At 48.1% G+C, this 24,443-nt stretch carries 19 protein-coding genes; 13 read left to right on the top strand and 6 right to left on the bottom strand.

All coding sequences use genetic code 11. The features are described 5' to 3' along the window. Positions 1-47 precede the first annotated feature (47 nt). From DFP83_RS04930 to DFP83_RS04900, 7 genes are read left to right on the top strand one after another with little or no spacing between them, the layout of a single operon-like run. A complete protein-coding gene (locus DFP83_RS04930) occupies positions 48-2,339 on the top strand; it encodes an LPS-assembly protein LptD (protein WP_110573769.1) in 2,292 nt (763 codons plus the stop codon). Between the two features lie 11 nt (positions 2,340-2,350). Next, positions 2,351-3,649: a peptidylprolyl isomerase SurA gene (gene surA / locus DFP83_RS04925; protein WP_110573767.1), complete on the top strand. Its 1,299-nt coding sequence runs from the start codon at positions 2,351-2,353 to the stop codon at positions 3,647-3,649. Between the two features lies 1 nt (position 3,650). Further along, positions 3,651-4,637: a 4-hydroxythreonine-4-phosphate dehydrogenase PdxA gene (gene pdxA / locus DFP83_RS04920; protein WP_110573765.1), complete on the top strand. Its 987-nt coding sequence runs from the start codon at positions 3,651-3,653 to the stop codon at positions 4,635-4,637. Further along, entirely contained in the window at positions 4,634-5,443 is an 810-nt protein-coding gene (gene rsmA, locus DFP83_RS04915) for a 16S rRNA (adenine(1518)-N(6)/adenine(1519)-N(6))-dimethyltransferase RsmA (RefSeq protein ID WP_110573763.1), read from the top strand. The genes pdxA and rsmA overlap by 4 nt, the downstream gene beginning before the upstream one ends. Next, entirely contained in the window at positions 5,440-5,817 is a 378-nt protein-coding gene (apaG, locus tag DFP83_RS04910; RefSeq protein WP_110573761.1) for a Co2+/Mg2+ efflux protein ApaG, read from the top strand. Before rsmA ends, apaG begins: the two co-directional genes overlap by 4 nt. Positions 5,818-5,821: 4 nt before the next feature. Beyond that, the gene (locus DFP83_RS04905) at positions 5,822-6,634 is read left to right on the top strand and encodes a symmetrical bis(5'-nucleosyl)-tetraphosphatase (RefSeq protein WP_110573759.1); all 813 of its coding nucleotides are present in this window, start codon (positions 5,822-5,824) and stop codon (positions 6,632-6,634) included. Between the two features lie 25 nt (positions 6,635-6,659). After that, entirely contained in the window at positions 6,660-8,660 is a 2,001-nt protein-coding gene (locus DFP83_RS04900) for a methyl-accepting chemotaxis protein (RefSeq protein WP_110573757.1), read from the top strand. 62 nt (positions 8,661-8,722) lie between these two features. Here the strand turns inward: DFP83_RS04900 and tyrS are convergent, their stop codons facing one another. Continuing rightward, positions 8,723-9,925: a tyrosine--tRNA ligase gene (gene tyrS / locus DFP83_RS04895; RefSeq protein ID WP_110573755.1), complete on the bottom strand. Its 1,203-nt coding sequence runs from the start codon at positions 9,923-9,925 to the stop codon at positions 8,723-8,725. Between the two features lie 163 nt (positions 9,926-10,088). Between tyrS and DFP83_RS04890 the strand changes: the two genes are divergently transcribed. Further along, entirely contained in the window at positions 10,089-11,405 is a 1,317-nt protein-coding gene (locus DFP83_RS04890) for a peptidoglycan DD-metalloendopeptidase family protein (RefSeq protein ID WP_110573753.1), read from the top strand. After that, positions 11,405-12,514, top strand: a complete 1,110-nt coding sequence (locus DFP83_RS04885) for an anhydro-N-acetylmuramic acid kinase (protein ID WP_110573751.1) — start codon at positions 11,405-11,407, stop codon at positions 12,512-12,514. The genes DFP83_RS04890 and DFP83_RS04885 overlap by 1 nt, the downstream gene beginning before the upstream one ends. 2 nt (positions 12,515-12,516) lie before the next feature. On the opposite strand, the gene pepQ is transcribed toward DFP83_RS04885, so the two are convergent. The 3 genes from pepQ to DFP83_RS04870 all read right to left on the bottom strand — a co-directional run bounded on the left by pepQ (position 12,517) and on the right by DFP83_RS04870 (position 15,054). After that, positions 12,517-13,833 (bottom strand): Xaa-Pro dipeptidase, encoded by a 1,317-nt coding sequence (gene pepQ / locus DFP83_RS04880; RefSeq protein WP_110573750.1) that lies wholly within the window; start codon positions 13,831-13,833, stop codon positions 12,517-12,519. A gap of 68 nt (positions 13,834-13,901) precedes the next feature. Further along, entirely contained in the window at positions 13,902-14,246 is a 345-nt protein-coding gene (gene erpA / locus DFP83_RS04875) for an iron-sulfur cluster insertion protein ErpA (RefSeq protein WP_006954293.1), read from the bottom strand. Between the two features lie 58 nt (positions 14,247-14,304). After that, positions 14,305-15,054 (bottom strand): DUF6776 family protein, encoded by a 750-nt coding sequence (locus tag DFP83_RS04870; RefSeq protein WP_110573748.1) that lies wholly within the window; start codon positions 15,052-15,054, stop codon positions 14,305-14,307. A 93-nt stretch (positions 15,055-15,147) separates the two neighbouring features. Here DFP83_RS04870 and DFP83_RS04865 point away from each other — a divergent pair, with 93 nt between their 5' ends. The 4 genes from DFP83_RS04865 to hemL all read left to right on the top strand — a co-directional run bounded on the left by DFP83_RS04865 (position 15,148) and on the right by hemL (position 19,687). Beyond that, complete coding sequence (locus tag DFP83_RS04865) at positions 15,148-16,845, top strand: chloride channel protein (protein WP_110573746.1); 1,698 nt, start codon at positions 15,148-15,150, stop codon at positions 16,843-16,845. Between the two features lie 17 nt (positions 16,846-16,862). Then, positions 16,863-17,294 carry a protoporphyrinogen oxidase HemJ gene (gene hemJ / locus DFP83_RS04860; protein ID WP_110573744.1) on the top strand — a complete coding sequence of 144 codons (432 nt, stop codon included), beginning with the start codon at positions 16,863-16,865 and terminating at the stop codon, positions 17,292-17,294. A gap of 69 nt (positions 17,295-17,363) precedes the next feature. Further along, entirely contained in the window at positions 17,364-18,371 is a 1,008-nt protein-coding gene (locus DFP83_RS04855) for an aspartate carbamoyltransferase (RefSeq protein ID WP_110573742.1), read from the top strand. A 29-nt stretch (positions 18,372-18,400) separates the two neighbouring features. Next, positions 18,401-19,687, top strand: a complete 1,287-nt coding sequence (gene hemL / locus DFP83_RS04850) for a glutamate-1-semialdehyde 2,1-aminomutase (RefSeq protein WP_110573740.1) — start codon at positions 18,401-18,403, stop codon at positions 19,685-19,687. Here the strand turns inward: hemL and mrcB are convergent. Further along, positions 19,684-21,951, bottom strand: a complete 2,268-nt coding sequence (mrcB, locus tag DFP83_RS04845) for a penicillin-binding protein 1B (RefSeq protein ID WP_110573738.1) — start codon at positions 21,949-21,951, stop codon at positions 19,684-19,686. The genes hemL and mrcB overlap by 4 nt on opposite strands. Then, the gene (gene hrpB / locus DFP83_RS04840) at positions 21,941-24,439 is read right to left on the bottom strand and encodes an ATP-dependent helicase HrpB (protein WP_110573736.1); all 2,499 of its coding nucleotides are present in this window, start codon (positions 24,437-24,439) and stop codon (positions 21,941-21,943) included. The genes mrcB and hrpB overlap by 11 nt, the downstream gene beginning before the upstream one ends. Positions 24,440-24,443: the final 4 nt, after the last annotated feature.

Below are 24,443 nucleotides of genomic sequence, written 5' to 3'. Positions count from 1 at the left end.
AAGCTTGTAATTAATCATTAATTAACGACTACAAACGGATTAGTATCTTGCCATTGCGTTACAAAGTTGCCAAAGCATCCGCTGTGTTACTCACCCTCATCAGCGCATCGGTTTCTGCTCAGCAGAAGCTCACAGGTGTGTGCTCAGCTCGCTACAGTGAATGGAGCTTCGAAGAACCCAGCTTTGATGTGTCCGAGCAGCTGCCGGGTAGCATCTTGGTTCATTCCGACAACTCGAATGTGAGCAATAACGGCGAAGCCTTGTTCTCTGGTAACGTCAGTATTCGACAAGATGGTCAATGGCTTATGACGGAGTCTGCACGGATTAATCAAGAAAAACAAACCATTGACGCGAATCAAGGTGTTCTATTTTCTGATGGTTATATCCAAGTTAAAGGCGACTCTTTTAATTACAACGGTATATCGTCTATCGCGGAGCTACGTGAAACTGAATACCGCATGAAGAGCACTCAAGCGCGTGGGCAAGCCCAGCTACTGCGCTTATCAGAGCAACACGTCAACTTATTTGCCTCCAGTTTCACCACCTGCCCAACCGAGGATCCTGCTTGGAAACTCACAGCCGATCGGATTGAAATCAGCGAAGACGAAGACTTCGGTGAAGCATGGGGGGCAAAGGTAGAGCTGTTCGACATCCCCGTTATTTACTTACCGTACTTTACGTTCCCAGTGAACGATAAACGTAAAACTGGTTTTTTATATCCAACCATCGACACTTCGTCGATTAACGGTCTAGAGGTTGAGGTACCGTACTATTTTAATATCGCGCCCAATATGGATGCGACTCTAGCGCCAGTTTATATTAGTGAGCGCGGTACCATGCTTAAATCAGAATATCGCTTTCTTACTGAAAACTACGGCGGGCAGTTAAACCTCGAATACTTACAAAATGACTCTTTGCGTTTAGATAATGCCGATCGCTATCTATGGCATATTGACCAACAAGCGCAATTAGGTGAACACTGGCGTGCTTATGTCGATGCGACACAAATCTCAGATGATAATTACCTGAACGATTTCGGTAGTGACTTCGCAGGTCGAGCCGACACGCATTTATACCGTGTCGCACAAGTCGATTATTTGAACGATAACTTTTTTGCACGGGTACGCGCCGAGGATTACGAGCTACTGGGCCAGTATCAAAGTCCATTTAGAACACTCCCACAAATCTCGATGCGTTACGATCAAGGCAACTATACGGGGCTTAATTGGGCTGTTGAAAGCGAGCTAACCTACTTCCAAAATCAAGATGATGCCAATCAATACGCGACGCGCGCTCATTTAGAACCGAGTTTGAGTTACGCCGTTGAGGCGCCCGCATACGATGGCGAAGCGGAATTCTCCTATCTATACACGCATTATCGTCAAGAGAGCCCGAATGCCGAACTAGCCGACTCAGTTACACGCTCAATACCCCGAGCACGACTGCGAGGTCGTTTACACCTGGAGCGCTATTTTGATGGCGCCGAAGGTAGCCGTCGTCAAACGCTGGTACCTCAAATTCAATATCTGTATGTGCCTTATGAAGAACAATCGAGTATCGGCATTTACGATACCACGCTCATGCAAGATGATTACTACGGTCTGTTTCGCGCTCAACGATACTCAGGTCTCGATCGCATTGCAGAAGCGAATCAGATCACCTATGGTGCCACCACAAGTATCTTTGATGAGCGTGAGCGTGAACTACTGCGTTTTGCATTTGGTCAAATATACTATTTTGATGAAAGCCGCACTGAATTACTGCAGCAAAATACTGAACGTACATCCAGCAACACTGAATGGGTTGCAGATATGACGTGGGCGATCACGCCAAACTGGAGTCTAAAAAGTGCAATACAGTACGATACGGAACTAAATCAAACGAGAAAGAGTCAGACCGCTGTAGAGTATCGTTTTGATAACAAAAACCTCATCCAAGTCAATCATCGCAAAGCAACAAATATCTTAAACAGCGATATTGAACAAGTTGGGGCGCAAGCGGTGTGGGAAATTAATAACCAATGGCAGGTTGCGGCGAACGTTTATTACGATTTAGTCAATAGCCGCACCAACGACGCTATTTTAGGCGTTCAATATAGCAGCTGCTGTTGGGCATTACGGGTCAGTGCGTATCGACGCATCAGCCTTAACTTAGAGCCAGCGATGGCAGGCACGGCTGACGTTGGCATGCTGCAAAACACGTTTGCGGCACCGGAGTTTGACAATGGTGTTAGCTTACAGTTTATTATCAGCGGTCTTTCAAGCGACGGAAGCAGTCTGATCGAAATGCTCGAAAAGAGTATTTACGGCTACAGACGACCTTTTTACTTAAGTAACTAGTGGTACAAATAATGAAACAGTTAGTTAAATTTAGCACTTCAATCAGCATCGCTTTGATGATGTGCGTAACAGCGACGGCGGCTCAGGCACAGCAAGTGTTAGACCGCGTAGCCGTTATCGTAGATGATGGTGTCATTTTAGAGAGCCAAATTGAGCAGTTAGTAAAACAAGTAAAACAATCAGAAAACTTCTCGCCGGCTAATGCACCCTCCGACGAAGTGTTGCGTACCCAAGCCACTGAACGCTTGATCCAGCAACAACTGCAATTGCAGATGTCTGAGCGAATGGGTATTGAAGTATCTGAAGCGCAGCTTGATCAAGCTCTTGCTCGTGTTGCGCAAGAGCGCGGTATGAGTGTCGATGAATTGCGTGAAGCAACGGTTGCTTCAGGTCAAAGCTGGGCGGCGTTTCGTGAGCAAATTAAGACTGAAATTATCACCAGCCAAGTTGAACGTGCGTCGGTACAACGTCGCGTCTCAGTAACGCCACAAGAAGTTGAAAACTTAGTTAATCTGATTGAACAAAACAACGAGTCGCCGACCGAGTACCGGTTGCAGCAGATCCTTATTGGTGTCGATTCGGAAGCTTCCAGTGAAAAGCAGGAAACGGCAAAACGCCGCGCTGAGGCCGTTATTGACCGACTCAATGAGGGCGAAGACTTCTCTCAGCTGGCTATTCGCTCTTCGTCTGGTTCGAACGCCCTAGATGGTGGTGACTTAGGTTGGATGACAGAAAACACCATGCCAACATTGTTTGCTGAAGTTGTAAAAGGCAAAGGCAAAGGTGAAATTATCGGTCCTATCCGCAGTGGTGTCGGCTTTCACATTTTACGTGTCGCAGATAAACGCGGTGAGCAAGTTGTCGAAGTACAAGAAGTTGAAGCGCGTCACATATTGATCAAGCCATCGGTGATTTTATCGGATAACAAAGCTGAGGAAATGCTCAGTGAGTTCCGCCAACAAATTATCGACGGCGATAAAACATTTGCCGAATTAGCGCGAGAGCACTCAGCTGACCCAGGTTCTGCATCACGCGGTGGTGAACTCGGCTGGTCTCGCCCTGACCGTTACGCAGAGGAGTTCAAACAACAAGTGAGCACACTCGAAACGGGCGTCATCAGCGAGCCGTTCCGTACCCAATTTGGTTGGCATATTGTTGAAGTACTCGACCGTCGTACTCTTGATGCGACACAAGAGAGTAAGCGTGATAGAGCTTATCAAATGCTATTCTCTCGTAAGTACCGCGAAGAGGTAGACACATGGCGCCAAGAAATGCGCGACCGTGCTTATGTTCGCGTTGTAGCTAAGTAGTATGCGTCCACTGCTCGCGTTTACCCCCGGCGAACCCGCCGGGGTCGGTCCTGACCTCGCCGTCATGATGGCACAACAGGATTGGAATGCAGACATCGTAGCCATAGCTGACAGTGAGTTATTAACACAACGCGCTATGGAACTGGGTTTACCACTGACCTTAATTCCTTACGATGGCACCCGTCCGAAAAACCCGATGCTTCCGGGACAACTTTTTATAAAGCATATTCCCCTTTCAGCGCCGGCTGTAGCGGGTGAGCTGAATGTCGCTAATGGCCAATACGTTGTGGAAACCTTGTCTGTTGCATCGGATGGTAATTTAACGGGTGAATTTGATGCCATTGTCACAGGACCCGTTCATAAAGGTATTATCAACGAAGCTGGCGTCGCATTTTCTGGTCATACCGAATTTTTTGCTAACAAAGCGGATCGGTCTGATGTTGTAATGATGCTCGCAACAGAGGGCTTACGCGTTGCGTTAGTAACCACTCACATTCCGCTTGCCTACGTTGCAAAAGCTATTACTGCCGAGCGCGTAGAAAAAATCATCACTATTTTGCATGATGATTTAAAACAAAAGTTTGGTGAGGATGAACCGAATATTCTCGTCTGTGGGCTAAACCCCCACGCAGGCGAAGGGGGTCACCTCGGGCACGAAGATGAGGCGATTATTTCGCCTGTCATACGAAAGCTGCAACGAGGCGGCATGCACGTTTCGGGACCCTATCCAGCGGACACGCTATTCCAACCAAAGTATTTGGCGTCGGCCTCTGCAGTCGTGGCGATGTATCACGATCAAGGGTTGCCTGTGTTAAAATATAAAGGCTTTGGCAAAGCAGTAAATATCACTTTAGGGTTGCCTTATATCCGTACATCGGTAGACCACGGCACCGCCTTGGACATGGCGGGTAGCCCAGAAATTAATCCAGGAAGCTGTCAACTCGCCATTCAGACAGCCATTGATATGGTAAACAACTCAAGACTATGAGCAAAACTCACTTAGGGCACCGAGCACGAAAGCGGTTTGGGCAGAATTTCTTAAATGATGAAAACGTCATTGAATCCATTGTTGATGCGATCCACCCTCAGAAAGGCGAAAACTTAGTTGAAATAGGACCGGGGCTTGCAGCACTGACCGAACCTGTTGCCGATCGTTGTGAACACCTTCGCGTTGTAGAACTGGATCGTGATCTTGCCGATCGTTTAGAGTCTCATCCGTTCTTGAGCAAGCAATTAGAAGTGATTCGCGCAGATGCGATGAAGGTCGACTTTAAAACCTTTGCATCACCTGAGCACAAGCTCCGCGTGTTTGGCAACTTACCTTACAATATCTCGACGCCGCTGATCTTTCATTTGCTGAAGTTCAGTGACCATGTTGAAGACATGCACTTTATGCTTCAAAAAGAAGTTGTTGATAGATTAACAGCAGAGCCAGGCAGTAAAACCTATGGTCGCATCAGCGTCAGTGTGCAACAACGCTGTGAAGTTCAGAAGGTACTAGAGGTACCACCTGAAGCGTTTACACCACCACCCAAGGTCGAGTCAGCGGTTGTTCGTCTTCGTCCCTATGCCGTTAGTCCTACACCTGTAAAAGATGTTCAGCAATTACAGTCGTTATGTTTGACAGCTTTTAACCAAAGACGTAAAACAATTAAAAATAACCTTAAACAGTTAATTGATGATACGCAATTAGAGGCCTTGGGTATTAACCCGAGTGCTCGCCCTGAGACACTCTCGGTGGCGGATTATTGCCGAATCGCCGATTGGCTAACGGATAACCAGAAGTCCCTATGACGGTAAAAACACAAATTAAAATAGACGTGACAACCCAATATATCGCGGCACAGTCTAACCCGCGCCAGGGTCAGTACGTGTTTTCATACACCATCACGATCAGCAATCACGCACCCCACAACGTGACGCTCAAAAGCCGTGAGTGGCGTATTACCGACGCAGAGGGCAAAGTAACGCGCGTCGCAGGTGAAGGCGTGATTGGCCAACAACCCTGTATCGCTCCCGGTGAGTCGTTCACCTATACCAGTGGTACCGTAATCGCTACGCCCGTAGGCATGATGGAAGGTCACTATTTAATGCACTCGAATCAAGGCGAACCGTTTAAAGTGGCGATACCCTCTTTTCGTCTAGCGATTCCGAATATTATTCATTAGCAATATGGCGACGTACTTAGTTGGGGACATCCAAGGCTGCTACGCCGAGCTTATGGAGCTACTCAGTCAAGTTGGCTTCTCAAGCAAAACGGATTCGCTGTGGTGTGTCGGTGACATTGTCGCACGAGGTCCAGACTCAAAGGCTGCTTTAGACTTTTTTATTGATAGTGGCGACGCAGTGAATACGGTCTTAGGTAACCATGACTTAAATTTGCTAGCTGTATTGATGGGCTCGCGCGACGTGAACCCAAAAGATAAACTTGATGCAGTCGTCTCATCTAATCGTCGCTTAGACTATATCGACTGGATTCGACAGCAACCATTACTGCATCATTTCGAACAACACAATACGCTACTGAGCCATGCGGGGATTTATCCGTTTTGGTCAAGTCAGCAAGCTCGCGTATTGGCTACAGAGGTTGAGCAAGCCCTACGCAGTAGTGAGATGCCCCAATTAGTGAAGCAGATGTTTTCTAATCAGCCCAACAATTGGTGCTCAAGTCTTAGTGGAATTGACCGATACCGATTTATAATCAATGCGTTTACGCGTATGCGCTATTGTAGCGCCACCGGTGAACTGGAATTTCGCCGTAAGAACCATCCACATCAAGACACGGATGCCCAGTGGAAACCATGGTTTGAATTATCTCAAAGTAGTGAGCGAATTGTCTTCGGGCATTGGGCCGCGCTGATGGGAGAAACTCAAAACCCGATATATGTTGGGTTGGATACCGGTTGCGTTTGGGGTCAGTACATGACTCTGTTTCATTTAGAAAAACAACGATACTTTACACAACCGTCCCAATCTCAATCGTAGTTATAGCGATGCTGAGGATTGTCATATGAAAATTACTGTTGCAATGCGAGTTATTGGTGGCTTCGCGCTTATAACCCTGCTTTTACTGATTATCAGCTTAAGCTCGTTATTTAATATCAACAGCATTGGTACATCTGTCGAGCGCTTGAACGATAAAGCGGTGCCCGCACTCGAGAGTGTAGCAGGGCTTAAAGTCGACGTATTACAGTTGGGCGCATTGCAAAGTGAGACCTACTACGACGAGACGCTCGACCAGTTAAACAAACATCAAAAAGGCTTTGATAATACACGTCAGCAGTTTTCCGATTCACTCGATAAGACAATGACTCTGATCCGTGGGGAAGGCTATTCGAAGCTTGTCCAAAAACTAGAAACCGATGCTGGTCAATATGTTGACTCGATTGACACTCTTTTTGCCCAGCAGCGAAAATACCTTGAGCTCGGGCAAACAACCCGTGACCAATTAGATGAGATCGCATTTAACATAGACGATGCTTCGATCATGATGCTCGATACCTCTGATATGTCTGAGGTTGCTGACGTTAAACAGCTAGCGCGGTCCATTGAATCTTCCCTGTCGTCACTAGTAACACTTATGTATGACCTGAGTAACGCGGTGACTATTGACCGCGCTAAAGTTATTCAGAGTGAAATTAACATTAGTATTGATTCGCTGCGCCCTCGCTTGGAAAGTTTAGAGTCTGCAGTGACCAGTGACACCGAGCAGTTGGTCAATGATGGGCTTACGCTTATCCGCAACGCGCTCGACAAATTACAAGGCGCTAATTCATATCCGGACAATATTGTTAGCCGTCTTGAAACACGTGCTGATGAAGAGCGCACATTGGCAGAGTCAAAACAGAAACTAGATGGCCTAATCGGGCTTGCCAACGAACTACAGTCTGGGGTTCGCAATATAGCTGATGAAACGCGCAGCCACGTTGAGTCATCAATATCAACATCCAGTTGGATTAATAGCGTTTTAACCTTAATTTCGATCGTTTTGGCTATCGTCATTTCGTGGATAACTGTCCGCAGTATCAGTAACCCACTGCGCAAAGTTAATCACATGCTTAATATCATGGCTGACGGTAATTTGACCGAACGTGTTTCTTATTCGTCGCAGGATGAGTTTGGTACCTTAGCCGACAATACCAATAAACTGACTGACAACCTCCGTAAGTTAATTGAAGGTATTGCCAATCGCGCAACCCAACTTGCCACCGCGGCTGAAGAATCCTCAAGCGTATCGGATCAAACAACACGCGCTATTGAGCAGCAACGCAGTCAAATTGAACAAGTCGCCACGGCAACACAAGAAATGAATAATACCGCGAGCGAAATGGCCAGCGGTGCCGATCAAGCATTAGCCGAAATCCAGCATTCTGACCAAGAAGCGAAGCGCGTGCGCGGCATTTCAGAGCAGAACCGTGCCACCATTGAGCAGTTGGCCAAAGAAATCGAGGGTGCGTCATCGGTTATCAATCAATTGTCTGAGAATAGCAGGAACATCGGTGGAATCTTAGACGTCATTCGTGGCATTGCTGACCAAACCAATTTATTGGCGCTTAACGCTGCCATCGAGGCAGCACGAGCGGGCGAGCAAGGTCGTGGCTTTGCCGTTGTTGCAGATGAAGTACGTACCCTCGCGAGTCGTACTCAAGAATCAACCGAAGAGATTCAAAGCATGATTGAGTCACTCCAAACAGACTCACAACGTGCGGTTGAGGTTATGGAGCGAGGCCGTGCACAAGCCGAACAAAGCGTCCAGCAAACCGATGACGCGGCATCAGCACTGAATGCGATAACCGAATCAGTGCATCAAGCCGCCGATAGTAGTAATCATATTGCGAGTGCAGCACAAGAGCAAAGTCGCACCGCCAATGATATCAGTGAACGTCTTGAGGCAATTGTCTCGATTGCAGAGCAAACGGCTTCAGGCTCGAAGCAAACAGCGCAGGCCTCAAACGAAGTCGCTAAGCTGGCTGATGAACTACAAGACTCAATTAAGAGTTTCACGGTATAATTCGTGTCGCAAACAAAAAAGGCTTGCCGATTGGCAAGCCTTTTTTTATGGGTATCACTCAGTTAAACGAAGTTAATCTTTGCGAACTTACGCTTACCCACCTGATATACACCTGAGTCTGCTTGGGTGCAGATCATTTTTGTATCAGTGATTTTCTCGCCATCGCGTTTTACCGCAGATTGTTTAATCATGCGCATCGCATCGGATGTAGAAGAAACTAAACCTGCCGCTTTTAGCGCATTTCCAATAGCTATTCCCTCATCTCCGGCAGTCACCTCGACTTCATCAATATCATCGGGGATCGCATTCTTCTGAAACCGCTGGATAAAGTCTTGCTCGGCTTTTTCTGCTGCGTCTTCATCGTGGAAACGAGCGATAATTTCTTTAGCCAGCAATACCTTAATATTTCGAGGGTTTTCACCATTTGCTACTTGTTGCTTAAAGTCTTCAATTTCTTCTAACGGACGGAAGCTCAATAACTCAAAATAACGCCACATGAGTTCGTCTGATACAGACATCACCTTGCCAAACATTTCGTTAGCAGGCTCGGTAATGCCGATATAGTTATTCAAAGATTTTGACATTTTCTGGACGCCATCAAGGCCTTCGAGCAGTGGCATCATGATAACGGTTTGCGGGCGCTGCCCTTCTTCTTTCTGAAGCTCTCGGCCCATCAATAAGTTGAAGCGCTGGTCAGTACCGCCCATTTCAACGTCCGCTTTAAGTTCAACAGAATCCCACCCCTGTACTAGAGGGTAAAGGAATTCATGAATAGCGATCGACTGGTTTGCTTGATAGCGCTTTTTAAAGTCATCACGCTCTAACATGCGCGCTACGGTTTGACGTGCGGCAAGCTTGATCATGCCGTCCGCGCCTAGGTGATTCATCCACTCTGAATTAAAACGGATCTCGGTCTTCTTAGGGTCGAGGATCTTAAACACTTGCTCTTTATATGTTTCAGCATTGGCAAGCACATCCTCTCGCGTCAACGGTTTGCGCGTTACATTTTTACCCGTAGGATCACCGATCATGCCCGTAAAGTCGCCGATAAGAAAGATTACTTTATGACCATAATCCTGAAATACGCGCAGTTTGTTAATTAAGACCGTATGGCCTAAATGTAGATCCGGTGCGGTCGGATCAAAACCTGCCTTGATAATTAGAGGTTTACCCTGCTCTAGTTTCTCAGCAAGTTCACTCTCGATAAGGACTTCATCGGCACCGCGTGTAATTTCTGCTAATGCTTCGGCCACCTGAGGGGTCATTGAGCCAATCTCCTACGTCGTGAATAAAGTGTAAAAGAGCTAGTTTACGCCATTTATAGCCCTGTTTTAACCTCTTTAATACTGGTATTCTTGAATTTTTCATATTATCCTCAAGAAAATCGCTGTGAGCGATGTTTAACCAATTAACGAAGTGCGCATCCAAATGAATGTCCAAGTAGTACACAAAATCAAACAATTCATTGTTGATTTACCGCGTTCTCATAGAGTCCTCATCAGCTCTGTGTGCGCTTTATTATTCCTATTGCTTTTTGTGCCAACAGAACAGGCAACCGCATCTAAGAACACCAGCAAACCTGAAGAGCTGTTGCCAGGGCAGCGTTACCAGCTCGATCTGGTATTTGAGCCTGAGCAGCAGGTCGACAATCAACAACCTGAGTTATACTGGCAGACCTATGTTGTTAAGAGTGGTGACAGCTTAGCTAAAATATTCGATACGTTAGGGTTCTCTGCCCAGCAACTCTATCGCGTGACCAATTCAGGCGATGAAGCAAAGCAATTGCGCAATATGCACCCTGGAGATGAGTTACGGATTGCAACCGATGACAATGATGAGCTTGTGCAACTGGTACATCATATCAGCGGACTTCAAACACTCATGATTACGCGCCAGAACGACGACTTTGTCTCAGAAATTGAAACCCGCGAAGTAGAGACCCGTACCGAGTTTGCCCACGCGGTTATCGACAGTAGCTTCTGGAATGCAGCCATGAGTGCTGGCATGACAGATAACCAAATCATGAGTGTCGCCAATATCTTTGGTTGGGATATCGACTTTGCGCTCGATCTGCGTAAAGGCGACGAATTCAGCGTGCTGTTTGAACGTGAGTTTGTTGATGGTGAGTTTGTCGGCTACGGTAAAATTTTAGCCGCCGAGTTTGTCAACGAAGGTGAGGTGTTTCAAGCGGTTTTAAATACCGAGAACGGTCGTTATTACACACCTGAAGGCCGCGCCATGCGTAAAACGTTTTTACGTTCGCCTGTCAATTTCACCTACGTAAGTTCAAATTTCAATCCGCGTCGACTACACCCTGTCACAGGTCGTGTTCGCCCGCATAACGGCACCGATTACGTTGCTGCTGTGGGTACCCCCGTCATGTCTGCAGGTGATGGTAAGGTCATCAAAGCAAGCTACAACTCGCTCAATGGCAACTATGTATTTATTCAACATGGCGAACGTTATGTGACTAAATACCTTCACCTTAGCCGTAAACATGTCAAAACCGGTGACCGCGTCTCACAAGGACAAATTATTGGTCGCGTAGGTTCAACGGGGCGTGTAACCGGTGCTCACCTTCACTATGAGTTTTTAGTCAATGGCACGCACCGCAACCCGCGTACGGTTGAGTTACCCAAGGCGAAATCGCTATCAGAGTCAGAGCTACCCGCATTTAGAACGCACGCTCAACAGCTGGTTGCGGTACTCAACGACAACAAGCGAATCTACTTGGCTATGCGCTAATGAGTCTATATGTAGGCTTGATGTCTGGCACCAGCATGGACGCAATTGATGCGGTGCTATGTGACATTGAGCCTAATCGAATTGACTTCATGGGTGCCCATTCAGTGGCTATACCCGCGCTGTTAAAAGATAAACTCGAGCGCGCTTGTACACCTGATTTATCGGTGACTCACTATCACCAGCTCGGACGCGAATATGCTGAGTTATGCGCGCAAGCAATACACCAACTGCTCAAGCAAACCCGCATACCAGTCAGCCAGGTAGAGGCCGTTGCGAGCCATGGACAAACACTCTGGCATGCCCCCCCAAAGAACAAGGGCGAGACAGGCTTCAGTATTCAGCTCAACGATGCCGATTGGCTTGCGGTTAAAACTGAGCTGCCAGTTATTTTCGACTTTCGTGCACGTGACCTTGCATTAGGTGGACAAGGTGCCCCCTTAGTACCTGCGTTTCACCAATTTATTTTTGGCAATGCCAGTACTGACCCCATTGCCGTATTGAACTTGGGTGGAATCGCTAATATTAGCTTTCTCGGTTCATCTGCAAAACAAGCGATTGGTTTCGATACAGGCCCTGCTAATACTCTGCTCGATCAATGGATAGCGCGTCATAAGTCAGAACGATTTGACCACAACGGCGTATGGGCACAGCAAGGTGCATTAGATACGGCGCTGTTGAATGCACTATTGAACGATCCCTACTTTAGCCATCCACCGCCTAAAAGCAGTGGCCGAGAGTATTTTAATTTAACCTGGCTGGAGCAGTTTATCGGCGAACGTTATCGCCCAGTCGATGTTCAACGCACTTTGGTAGAATTAACCGCTAAAAGCGTTGCGCAGAGCCTAAACGAGTTACCCGAGACACCCACTAAGTTGGTGGTGTGTGGCGGTGGAGCATTTAATAGGTTTTTGCTCGAGCGCATTCAGCACTGCCTATCCGACCCTATTCCGGTGGTAGATAGTTCAAAGTTTGGTGTCGACCCACAACACGTCGAGGCTATGGCTTTTGCTTGGCTAGGTTGGTGTTTTGATAATAAAAAGCCAGCTAACCTGCCCTCCGTTACCGGTGCAAGTCAACTGGCTATTTTAGGTAAGCGCGTTAGCGCTTAATTCTACTCAGCGCCAAGCGCTTTAAACGCATCACGTGTTAGGTTTTCGTTTTCGGTTTCGCCGACTACGATGCTGTCTTCGATACGCACTCCGCCATATGGGCGCAGTTCATCAACACGTTGCCAGTTAATGTCCGAGCTGCCTTCAAATTCTTCTAGCAGTTGGTCAACAACGTACAAGCCGGGTTCGATAGTAAACACCTGACCGACTTCAACATCACGCAGTAAACGCAAGAACGGATGACGCTCATTGCGTGGATAGCTGTCGCCTTTGTCGTTCTTCAAAAAGCCACCGACATCATGCACTTGCAAACCGATAAAGTGACCCAAGCCATGTGGCATAAAGGCGCTGGTGATGCCTTTCTCATAAGCCGCCGCCGCATCGATAGTGATAAACTCGAACTGTTCCAAAATAGCGGCGATTTTATGGTGCATCGACACATGCAAATCGTAGTAACTTACACCCGGTTTGATTTCGCTCAGCAGTTCTTGTTGCGCTACATCAACGGCCTTAATGAGGTCTGCATAAAAGCCCTCTTCTTTAGCGTATGTGCGCGTGATATCCGCACAATAACCCTTGTACAAAGAACCCGCATCGATCAGGAACGAGCGGCTCACTGCAGGTGCTTCTGTATCGTAGACATCATAATGCAGGATAGCAGGATGCTCATTTAATGCGACGATGCTGTTATACGGCACCTGCGACTCACGGAAGTTCATCGCTGCTAAATAGTCAGCATGAATCTCCAGTTCACTTTTGCCCGCATAAAAAGCTTCTTTAGCTGCGATGTGTGCTTTAGCAGCTAGCTTGTTCGCCTCACGCAGGTTGTGAACTTCCCAATCGGTTTTTACCGCACGATGGAAGTGCAAGTGATCGATAAGTCCTTGAGGATTACGTGCCTTCACCGTCCAACTGCTCACCGGTTCAGCAAAGTCCTCGCCGATAAAGGCGGTGCGTTCCAACGCATCACCTAAATCAGCCACCAATGCGTCAAGACTATCAATGATTTTTAAATCAACGTGCTGTTGCCAATCTTCCTCGGGAATTTTGGCTTGAGAATGCCAAAAGTCACGCGCTTGAAATAAGTAAACCGTTGGTTTGCCCGCGCCTTTTTTATAGAACACGGCGCTTTTCGGGCTTTCAAGCACAGGCACCCAATACTTGAATAGGGGATTAACTTTATAAGGGGCAGGGTTGTCATCTAAAAAGGCAACGCGCGGCTGGCCTGCATAAACTAAAACAGACTCAAACTGGTTGTCTTCTAACGCTTTATCAAAGCGCTGCGTTACCGTTTCTAAATGCTTCGCGTATAAACTCATAATACTCCCTCAAATCGGAATGGATGGGAGCATTCTACCTAAAGGCTGAAATGAATTCAGCCTATTCGTTATATTGAGAAGCTTGAGCCGCAACCACAAGTCGTCGTTGCATTGGGGTTATTCACGAAAAAGCGCGATCCTTGTAGGCCTTCTTCATAGTCGACCACACCACCGACCAAATACTGCAAGCTCATTGGATCAACGACCAACGTCACGCCGTCCTTGTCGATTTGCATATCGCCTGCATTAATCTGCTCTTCAAAGGTAAAGCCATACTGAAACCCCGAGCAACCACCACCTGTGACATAAACACGAAGCTTTAGGTTCGGGTTTTCTTCTTCAGAAATTAACTTTTTAACTTGAGCCGCCGCATGTTCAGAGAACTCGATCGGCATTGCTTGCTCTACTGCCATAACATCACCTTAGTGAGCGTATTCAATACGCAATTTTCGCTTATATAGGGCGGTTAGGTCAAGAATCCTCACTCTTTTCTAACTCGAGTGAGCGGTTTTGACGCAGACTTTGTGTCCAATAAAATCGACGTTCTAGCTCACCTCGCCCGCCCTCGGTCAGGGTTACCCTAACATCTACATGCTCGGGAAGTACGCCTTCAGGCAAAATAAAGTCACCCTCGAGTAAACTAAAGTAACGCATTGAGAAAAAGTGGGGGTGAGGCTCGATATTAGCCAGTTCGAGTAAATTATAGCGTTTAACGGTTTTTTCCCCAGTTCGCGCCTGTAACTCGATGGTGATTTTACCCTCAACGAACTGTCGGCGTTGTTCTATCTGCAACAAAGCGAGTGAAAAGTGGAAGTGTCGTTTACTGATGTTGGGGGTTAGCGCAAACGACTCAATGACAACACCGCCTTGCTCAAGCTCCGGCGCCATAATCTTTTGATAAAACGCGACATCTCGGCGTAACGCATAATTCTCATTCTGTAGTTCCGATAGCTCAGACTGCAACTCTTCATTTGCGGAACGCTCGATATCCAACTCAACACTCAGCACATTGGTTTGATATTCCAACCCCTCAATTTGCCGATAAAGCTGGTCGAGCCGTTGGTCTTGCTGGGCAACAGTCTGCTCCTTAACTTCGGCAGCCTGCCCACCTAGCCAATAGGCAAAGTAAATGCTCACACCAGCGAGTACTAGGCTGCCTAGATAGAATCCTAAAGCACCAATTCGCTGTTTCAGTCGTTTGAGCATATTTCCGAGCTTCATATTTGTTAACTTCTGTTTATTCTCAGCAATCGTGGTATGTTAGATAATATCACTGACAAACCAACCTGTTAGCTGCGTGTAGGACCATAGAACATGCAATTTTCTCGGCAAGCGATCATCAAAAAAGCGCGCAAGCAACTCGCTGCCCCGACAACCACTGTCGCAATCTGTATCCTAGGGTTACTCGGCGGTATTGTAGCTGCCTTGTTTATCGTCGTTTTTCGCTTCGCTATCGATCAAAGTGCCTATCTTGTCGGTAATGTGACTCACTGGCAACAGCCTTTACCGACTTTTTCTCGGTTTGCACTCCCAGTCGGCGCCGCACTCGCGCTATTTGTGTTATTTAAACTCTCTCGAGCCAAACGTATCCGCCTCGGTATCCCTTATGTAATCCACCGCATGAAACAGCAGTACGGTATGTTGCCTTGGCGCAGCACGGTGAATCAATTCTTTGGCGGTATCATTGCGCTCGTAGCGGGTTTCAGTGTTGGTCGAGAGGGACCCGCGGTGCATTTAGGTGCCGCTGCGAGCACTTGGCTTGGTTATCATATCGATACTCCAAAAAATGCGGTCCGCACACTTGCAGCCTGTGGTATTGCTGCGGCTATTGCGGCGTCATTTAATACTCCGCTCGCTGCCATGGTGTTGGTAATGGAAGTCGTGCTACGCGAGTATAAGGTCCATATCTTTATTCCAGTCATGCTTGCCGCTGTAGCCGGCTCAATAATCACCGACCAAATATTTGGCCCTGCAACCGAGCTAATGCTGTTAAAAGGACAAGAACTCCCCGAAAGCCAGTTTGGCTTTGTGATCTTATTAGGGGTTGCGGTTGGTATCGTGGGCGTATTGTTTAAAAAGCTCATGCTCGATGTCATGGAAACCGTAAAAGATACAGCGATGCTCACCCGCTTATTGTTTGCGGGCTTGATAACTGCTTTCCTCGCAGTCATTATTCCCACGAGTTTAGGGCCCGGCCTTTCAACGATTCAACAAGTTGTCCAGTTTCAAGATCAACAGGCTGTCTTGCTCACATTGCTGCTAGCCAAACTGGTGGCTAGTGCAATTGCCTTAGGCATGGGTACACCGGGTGGTTTAATCGGTGCGGCGTTTGGTGTCGGTGCTGCTGTGGCGGCTCTGTTCGTCAACATCCTTGTGCAATATCAGTTAATTGGCGCCGAGCATTTAGATTCCTACATACTGTTGGGGATGGCGGGTATTCTTGCCGCGTGTATTCACGCACCGATGGCTGCTCTACTTGCGATTGTCGAGCTGTCAGGTAGCGTCGAGATTATCGTGCCGGCAATGCTGGTGATCGTTCCTGCCTATCTGATCTCATCACAACTGTTTAATTCGAAGTCGGTATTTATAGCGCAGCTCGAATTACAAGGATTGCCTTATCAGATTCCACCGGTCGCCGTAGCACTGCAGAAGACAGGTGTTGAGCATGTCATGGAGACACAATTTAAATTGCTACTCGAGCCTACTCAAAATGAGCTTTTGGACGTATTAGAAAAGGCCAGTAACCAAACCGTTATTGTCATGAATGTCGATGAGGATAATCTGCCACAATACCGTATCGTCACATACGATATCGGCGCAGGCGACAGTCCCTCGCTTAATTACATGCCGATTATCGGACTCAAAGTGACATCAACATTATCAGAAGTCTGGGATGAGCTAAGCGGTCAGCGCCGCGGAGCAGTCTACATTTTCGACCAGGACAATGGCGAACCCTGTGGCATTGTCACTTGGGAAATCGTTCGTCGCGCTCTGCAACGAGAGCTTGCTTAAGAGGAGTTGTATTCATTATGTCCACACTGCTTTGGATTAAAGCCCTGCACGTCATTTTCATGGTGGCGTGGTTTGCGGGCATTTTCTATTTACCGCGCTTGTTCGTTTACCATGCGATGACTAATCAACCCGCCGTGGATGACCAGTTAAAAGTCATGGAGCGCAAGTTACTCTACTTTGTCACGCCATTTGCTATTTTAACGCTCATTTTTGGTGTCACATTAATGGTCATGTATGGCAGTGCTTGGGTCGCCGCGTCAGGTTGGCTTCACGTCAAGCTCGTCCTAGTGGCGCTATTGTATGGCTACCATGGCTACTGCTTTAAGTTATTAAGTGATTTCAAGAATAACCGTAATACGCGAAGCCATCGCTTTTACCGTGTGTTCAATGAATTCCCGGTGCTGCTGTTGTTTGCGGTTGTCATTTTGGCGATCGTCAAGCCGTTCTGATTTTTTTGCAGACAATATCTGGTATACTGAGCGTCCAGTGACATCCGCTGGCAAAGGGCTTAATACGATATGAATTTCACCGGCTCCAACATCCTCTCGGTCAATCAGTTTGATCGAGACAGTGTCGAATACATTTTTTCCGTTGCGGACAAAATGCAACCATACGCACGACGCCAAAAGCGCACTAAAGTGCTTGAAGGCGCCATTCTTGGTAACTTGTTTTTTGAGCCTTCAACACGGACCCGAGTGAGCTTTGGTACCGCGTTTAACCTGCTCGGTGGCGAAGTACGCGAGACAACAGGGATGGAGAGTTCGGCAATCGCCAAGGGCGAATCACTCTATGACACCGCGCGCGTATTAAGCAGCTACAGCGATGTTATCGCCATGCGACACCCTAAATCAGGTTCCGTAGCTGAGTTTTCGGAGGGCAGTCGGGTGCCGGTCATCAACGGCGGTGATGGTGCCAATGAGCACCCCACTCAAGCCCTACTCGATTTATACACCATCGAAAAAGAGCTGGCGTATCATGGGCAAAGCATCGATAACATGCACATATGCATGATCGGCGACCTGAAGTATGGACGTACGGTACACTCATTATCGAAGCTACTTACCATGTACAAAAACGTGCGCTTTACCTTGATATCGCCGCGCGAACTATCGATGCCAACGTCAGTGCTCGATGCACTTGATAATGCGGGCCACGCGTTCCATATCACCGAGACAATGGAAGGCATTGTCGACGCGGACATCGTTTATCAAACCCGTATTCAGCAGGAGCGATTTGCGTCGCCCCAAGATGCGGATCAATATCGCGGACGCTTTCGATTAAACCAAGCTATCTATACCAAGCACTACAAGCCTAATACCGTCATCATGCATCCATTACCGCGTGATTCGCGTTCAGAAGCGAACGAATTGGATAATGATCTGAACCAAAATCCAAATTTAGCGATATTTAGACAGGCCGATAATGGTGTCTTAATTCGGATGGCATTGTTTGCACTGACATTGGGTGTGGTTGATCAGGTCGAGCAGTACGAGTGCCCTGTTAATTGGTACAGCGATAAGCGTTAAATCTGTCAAACAAGTTTAAGGAACTGTTCATGAGTCGTTCAGAACAATTATTTACTCAAGCACAATTAAGTATTCCGGGTGGTGTTAACTCACCGGTACGTGCTTTTAATGGCGTGGGCGGAAGCCCTATTTTTATCGAGCGTGCTGATGGCGCTTACATGTTTGACGCAGACGGTCAGCGCTACATCGATTATGTAGGCTCGTGGGGCCCGATGATTTTAGGTCACAACAACCAAGTCGTGCTAGATGCGACCATTACTGCTGCGCAGCGTGGCTTAAGCTTTGGAACGCCCACCGAAGTCGAAATTACCATGGCCGAAAAAATTCGCGAGTTAGTTCCCTCTATCGAGAAAGTTCGGATGGTAAACTCGGGCACTGAAGCGACCATGACTGCGATTCGACTCGCACGTGGTTATACCGGACGCGACAAGATCCTTAAGTTTGAAGGTAACTATCACGGCCACGCCGATGCGTTGCTAGTGAAAGCAGGTTCAGGTGCATTGACCTTGGGTGTTCCTAACTCGCCCGGTATTCCGGAAGATTTTGCGAAACATACGTTGACCGTCGAATATAACAACATCGACTCAGTTAAAGACATCTTTTCAGAATATGGCGACCAAATCGCGTGTATTATCGTTGAGCCGGTAGCGGGTAACATGAACTGTATTCCTCCTGTTCCAGGCTTCTTGGAAGGTTTGCGCGACATTTGTGATGAGTACAGTTCAGTACTGATTTTCGACGAAGTCATGAGTGGCTTCCGCGCGGCGCCTGGTGGCGCACAAGAGCGTTACAACGTGATTCCAGACTTAACGACCCTAGGTAAAGTGATTGGCGGCGGCATGCCCGTCGGTGCCTTCGGTGGCAAAAAAGAAGTCATGGACCATATCGCGCCAACAGGTCCGGTGTACCAAGCTGGCACGTTGTCCGGCAACCCCGTTGCCATGTCGGCTGGCCTTGCCGCGCTCTCACAATTGAGTCAGGAAGGTTTATACGAGCAATTGTACGCGCGTGTTGATCAATTACTTGATGGTATGCAAAAACTCGCCGACGAAGCGGGTATTCCGTTTACCACTAACCGCGCTGGTTCGATGTTTGGCTTCTTCTTTACCAATGAGAAGCACGTCACCTCATACAAACAAGCCACTGAGTGCAATATGGAACATTTCAAAACGTTCTATCACAGCATGCTCAAACAGGGCGTTTACCTAGCGCCTTCGGCTTACGAAGGTGGCTTCATGTCAGCGGCACACACCGAGCAAGACATCGAAGACACCTTGGCAGCGGCTAAAGTTGCGTTCAGCAAACTAACAGCCTAACCGCCAAATAGACGCTCAAGCCAGCTTTTCTCCTCGACTTGAGCGTCGCAATTCATATCTTCAGCGAGCGGTGTCGGCGGTGCCGGTAAAATTACCGCTTGCTGGCAACTATCAGGAATGCGTGTCCCCAGCTTTTTATGAAAGCTCTGAAATGTCAGTCCATCAACGGGAATCAATGACAAAGGTGCTGGTTGTACTTTCTGATAGAAGCGCGACACCATCGGTAAGGCACCCGAGCTACCACTTAACCACGTAGTCTGGTTATCGTCAGTCCCTAACCATGCCGTAACCACATAGCGCCCATCAATCGAGACGAACCAACTGTCTTTGTAGTCATTAGTGGTGCCGGTTTTACCTGCCATCGGTGTACCAGGAAATGCCTGACCCAAGGCGTTTGCTGTTCCTTTGCTAACCACGCCAGCCATCGCGTAACGCGTTAAATACGCTACCTTAGGACTCAACACGTGTTTTCTCACTTCGCGAGGGTTCTCATAGACGGGTAAGCCATCATGAGTCGTGATCGCATTTATCGTCTTTAACGGCTGAAAAACGCCATCATTGGCTATTGTTGAAAACACGCGAGAAACAGCCAATGGCGACATTTCTACTGCCCCCAAGGTGAGTGATGGATAGTCACGAATGGGCGTCACAACGCCCATTTTTCTGAGCTGTGTAATGAGGGTCTCGATACCCACCTGCAAACCAATCCGCACAGCTGGCAAATTGCGTGAGTAGACCAGTGCATCGTAAATCGTCATGTCACCCCAGAACTCGCTATCGTAGTTTTGCGGCTGCCAAGGCTTGCCTTGTTCGTCGGTTAGTGTAACGGGCTCATCGACCACATGGCTATTCAGTTCCATTGATTCAGATTCACTCATTGCCGTCGTATAGATAATTGGCTTTATCAATGAACCAATCGGCCTTAAGGCTTTAATCGCTCGGTTGAAACCAACTTGGTTGGCATTACGCCCACCAACCAGCGCGACTAATGTGCCGCTACGGTAGTCACTCACAACCAACGCGCCTTCAAGGTCAGCGATCTCACGCCCAGGCACACCGTCTGCCATCACCCGTTCAGCTCGATGTTGAGCCTCAATATCTAAAGCCGTGAAAATCTTAAGGCCGTCTTCCTGCCAGTTTGGGGGCAGCTTGATTCGATTCAGCTCTTCTTTTACACGCTCCAGGTAATGCGGAAAGCTGTCCTCAACTAAACGCCGCGAAGCACGCACTTTTATTTCTGTTTCAATAGCAGCAATAAAATCAGACTTACTGAGTAAATCATTTTCATACATCAATCTAAGCACAAGGTCTCGACGCTCACGCACACGCTCGGGGTAACGTCGAGGATCATAATAGGAAGGGCCTTTGACCATCGCTATTAACAGTGCAACCTGGTCGGCTGTCAGCTCCTGAACTTGGCGGCCAAAATAATATTGGCTAGCCAGTCCGACACCATGAATCGCATGACGCCCGTCCTGACCAAAATAGACTTCGTTAAAATAGGTTTCTAAAATCGTGTTTTTATCAAATCGGTAATCAATAACCAACGACATCATCGCCTCGTGAAACTTACGCCATAGCGTTTGTTCACGAGTAAGGTAAAGGTTCTTAACCCGCTGTTGCGTCAATGTACTACCGCCCTGCACTGTGCGACCTGCTTTAATGTTTGCAGCCAACGCGCGCAAAACTGATAAGGGCGAAACACCCGAGTGATGATAAAAGTTCTTATCCTCTACGAGCAGCAATGTTTCAGTCATCAAGTTAGGAATCACTTCAAGGCCCACTAACAAACGATCTTCATTACTGAGTGAATTGATTCGGCCGATTAACTGAGGCTCGAGTTGGATCGCATCCAGTTGGCGCCCATCCGGCCAACTTACGATACTCGCTATTTTTCCGCGTTGAAAATTAAGCTCAACACGCTGCGACATTTTAGGACCATCGGCGAAGTCGAATGGACGACGATGCACCATTAAACGCTCGCCCGAGACCGAAAAGTAGCCCGTTGCCTCGGTTGAGCCACTGCGTTGGTAACTTAACCGCTCTAGCACATCGATCACTTGCGCTTTCTCAATCACATCACCAGTGCGCAAAGTTTTCTCCGCAGCATAAACAAGTGCTGGGGCTTGATACCGTTGGTTGGCAAAAACACGGGTCAACGTGGCATCTAAATAGATTAGATAAAATGCCGAGACCACGACCACTAACAGACCGATTTTTAAGGCTGTTTTGATGATGTAATTTAACCAGGGTTTACTTGTCATTCAGTTGTCGCTTAGTTTTTACCGTGGCAATCGCTTGCGTTGGATCATCAGGCCACGGGTGTTTCGGATAGCGTCCGCGCATTTCCTTTTTTACGTCCTGGTAACCAGAGCGCCAAAATGAAGCGAGGTCATGAGTTCTTTGCAATAAGCGCCCTGCCGGCGACAGCAAATCGAGCGCAATGGCGACGTGGCCATTCAACACACTCGGCGATGCCACTTCGCCGAATGCTTCTTGCAGCTTAATCGCAACTGTTGGCAAACGTGTCGTGTCCGTGCCAACTGGATAATCAATTAACACGCGTCGACCACTCGGAGCGTGCCAGTGCGTCGGACACCATGTGTCAAAAATGAGCTGTCCTTCGTAGCTCAGCGTATTGAGCAACGCTTGTTGAGGCTGCCACTGCCGTAACTGCTTCACGCTCTTGATATCAAGCCAATAAGGCACCGCCCAATCAGACAGATGCGCCAGCAAATCGCTATCATAAGGCGCCACATTAAAAAGTTCAGGGCGCACGCGATGCAAAAATTGTAGCCTTGCCAATAGCCCTTCAGCCGCGCCACTCCAGTTAAACGTTGCTAACCCATGGTGCTGAACCCACTGTATCAGCGCTTCAGCAAGCGCCTCAGAACTCAGCTCAGTGGGTGTTTGGTGTGCATCAAAGACAACGGCACCGCTGACTCGCTCCACCGTTTTAAGCAGACGTTCGCCATCCTTAGACCAGCTATACGTAGTCCGCTCAACAGCGTTCATCGCTGGATGGTTTAACAAACGTTGCTTGGTAATAGGAAGATAGCCCAGCAGTCGGTTATGGCGTTGTTGCTCGCTTAACCGCAGCTGAGTCACAATAAAATAGCTTTCGCGCTGTCGATGACCAACAGTATTTTGCACGTCATAAATACGCGCCCCACTGACCAATAGCGCCTCATCGTCGCTATCTTGAACAGCAACACGGTCAGCAAACCCGAACAGTACGGCGTCTTCGACGCCATCAAAGTGAGTCGTCCCCGACGGTGCAATCGCAAACACCTGACACCAATAGGCAAAGCGCTTGCCCCACAATGACGAAAGCGATAGATGCTGCGCGTGTTGTTGTGCCGATAAAATGCTGTCTGCAGCAGTGCAGTGTCGATCCGGCTGTTCGTAAGTCGCTAGCCACTGAGCCAACGCACGTAATAGAGCCTCATCACTATGCTCCCGCGCGTGTAAGGCAATACAAGCGAGTCTGATATCAGTACCGAAATTAACGATCTGTTGACCGTCGGCGGTCAAGCGCCCTTCACGCATGACGTTTAGGTCAGTCAGTGACTGGCAAGCCGCATCAACCAATGTGGCATTCGGGGCAGTAAACCAATTCAATTGCTCCACGTCGCTACCCCATACTTTCACTTGTGCGACGAGGTCGGTGAGCTCTTGAGTAGCAACATCAGGTGGATTGAACGCAGCCAATCGTTGTTGTGTCTCCTGACTCCAAAGCCGATAAGCACGACCAGGCTGCTGCCGTGCTGCACGCCCTGCTCGTTGCTCACTACTCGATTTGGCAATCATTGCAGTCGTGAGTAAGCTTTCACGGTACTGCGGTTGGTAGACTGATTGTCGTTGTCGTCCCGTATCCACGACCGCGTCGATACCATCAATGGTCAGTGAAGTCTCAGCAATATTCGTGGCAAGGATGATGCGTTTAGCCGCACCTGCTCGGATAACGCGCTGTTGTGTATCAGCGGTTAAACTGCTATGCAATATAGCCACATCCCCACCTATCTGTATTTCATGTAAACGTTGTTCAACATACTTGATCTCGCGCATGCCGGGCAAGAACACTAACACTCCTTTACGTGCGTGCTCGAAAGCTTCCTGAACAACGGGGATACACTCGTCTAACCAACGATCCAAACGCGAGGGTGGGCGGTAGTGAATATCCAGTTCAAAACGCTTTACATGAACCGATAGCAACTCAAAACGTTGTTCAGTGGTTTCCGTGAGCCACTTTGTCAGCGCTTCCCCGGGCAGCGTTGCTGACATGATTAACAGGTTGATATCGGGACGAAGTGGCAATAGGTCCAGCACCAAAGCGAGGCTTAAATCACTTTGTATATTGCGTTCGTGGAATTCGTCGAAAATGACGGTGGCGACGTCATTAAGTTCTGGGTCTTGTTGCAGCCAGCGCGTAAAAACGCCTTCAGTGATCACCATCAAACGGGTCGCCGAACTGCGCTTTGAATCACCGCGAATACTATAGCCAACGGATTTACCAACAGGCTCATTTAACTGTTCAGCTAAAAAGTGTGCAATTGATAAGGCCGCAACGCGACGTGGCTGCAATAACACAATTAACCCAGCTTGCTCACTATACAGTGCGGGTGATGCCAATAAATGTAACGGCAATGCCGTTGATTTACCAGCGCCTGGCGGCGCTTCTATTACAACTCGAGCGCCTGGACAGCGCTCGAGTAAAGGTTGCTTAATCGCATCAATAGGTAGGTTTAACACGACG

It is taken from the genome of Idiomarina fontislapidosi, assembly GCF_003226255.1.
Classification (GTDB): Bacteria; Pseudomonadota; Gammaproteobacteria; order Enterobacterales; family Alteromonadaceae; genus Idiomarina; species Idiomarina fontislapidosi.
This window is presented reverse-complemented; position numbering and strand designations above follow the sequence as displayed.

Coding starts and splice junctions, on each gene's coding strand:
- DFP83_RS04885 (WP_110573751.1), top strand. CDS start 11,405: ATGAGTCTATATGTAGGCTTGATGTCTGGCACCAGCATGGACGCAATT.
- pepQ (WP_110573750.1), bottom strand. CDS start 13,833: ATGAGTTTATACGCGAAGCATTTAGAAACGGTAACGCAGCGCTTTGAT.
- surA (WP_110573767.1), top strand. CDS start 2,351: ATGAAACAGTTAGTTAAATTTAGCACTTCAATCAGCATCGCTTTGATG.
- hemJ (WP_110573744.1), top strand. CDS start 16,863: ATGTCCACACTGCTTTGGATTAAAGCCCTGCACGTCATTTTCATGGTG.
- DFP83_RS04900 (WP_110573757.1), top strand. CDS start 6,660: ATGAAAATTACTGTTGCAATGCGAGTTATTGGTGGCTTCGCGCTTATA.
- DFP83_RS04855 (WP_110573742.1), top strand. CDS start 17,364: ATGAATTTCACCGGCTCCAACATCCTCTCGGTCAATCAGTTTGATCGA.
- rsmA (WP_110573763.1), top strand. CDS start 4,634: ATGAGCAAAACTCACTTAGGGCACCGAGCACGAAAGCGGTTTGGGCAG.
- hemL (WP_110573740.1), top strand. CDS start 18,401: ATGAGTCGTTCAGAACAATTATTTACTCAAGCACAATTAAGTATTCCG.
- DFP83_RS04870 (WP_110573748.1), bottom strand. CDS start 15,054: ATGAAGCTCGGAAATATGCTCAAACGACTGAAACAGCGAATTGGTGCT.
- DFP83_RS04905 (WP_110573759.1), top strand. CDS start 5,822: ATGGCGACGTACTTAGTTGGGGACATCCAAGGCTGCTACGCCGAGCTT.
- DFP83_RS04890 (WP_110573753.1), top strand. CDS start 10,089: ATGAATGTCCAAGTAGTACACAAAATCAAACAATTCATTGTTGATTTA.
- pdxA (WP_110573765.1), top strand. CDS start 3,651: ATGCGTCCACTGCTCGCGTTTACCCCCGGCGAACCCGCCGGGGTCGGT.
- DFP83_RS04865 (WP_110573746.1), top strand. CDS start 15,148: ATGCAATTTTCTCGGCAAGCGATCATCAAAAAAGCGCGCAAGCAACTC.
- mrcB (WP_110573738.1), bottom strand. CDS start 21,951: ATGACAAGTAAACCCTGGTTAAATTACATCATCAAAACAGCCTTAAAA.
- tyrS (WP_110573755.1), bottom strand. CDS start 9,925: ATGACCCCTCAGGTGGCCGAAGCATTAGCAGAAATTACACGCGGTGCC.
- apaG (WP_110573761.1), top strand. CDS start 5,440: ATGACGGTAAAAACACAAATTAAAATAGACGTGACAACCCAATATATC.
- erpA (WP_006954293.1), bottom strand. CDS start 14,246: ATGGCAGTAGAGCAAGCAATGCCGATCGAGTTCTCTGAACATGCGGCG.